This window comes from Lactobacillus acetotolerans DSM 20749 = JCM 3825, assembly GCF_001436775.1.
GTDB classification, from domain to species: domain Bacteria; phylum Bacillota; class Bacilli; order Lactobacillales; family Lactobacillaceae; genus Lactobacillus; species Lactobacillus acetotolerans.
Genome location: NZ_AYZC01000123.1, coordinates 1 through 201, shown reverse-complemented (window position 1 = coordinate 201; position 201 = coordinate 1). Strand labels below are relative to the sequence as shown.

Below are 201 nucleotides of genomic sequence, written 5' to 3'. Positions count from 1 at the left end.
GGTTGAGTCGGTTGAGTTGGTTGAGTCGGCTGAGTTGGTTGAGTCGGTTGAGTCGGCTGAGTTGGTTGAGTCGGCTGAGTCGGTTGAGTTGGTTGAGTCGGCTGAGTCGGCTGAGTCGGTTGAGTCGGCTGAGTCGGTTGAGTTGGTTGAGTCGGTTGAGTCGGCTGAGTCGGTTGAGTTGGTTGAGTCGGTTGAGTCGGT

Annotated in this window: 1 protein-coding gene; it reads right to left on the bottom strand. The window is 56.2% G+C overall.

The annotated features are described in order from the left end of the window. Positions 1 to 201, bottom strand: a 201-nt coding sequence (locus tag FC77_RS08510; protein ID WP_201780931.1) for a hypothetical protein, incomplete at both ends; no start/stop codon positions are given.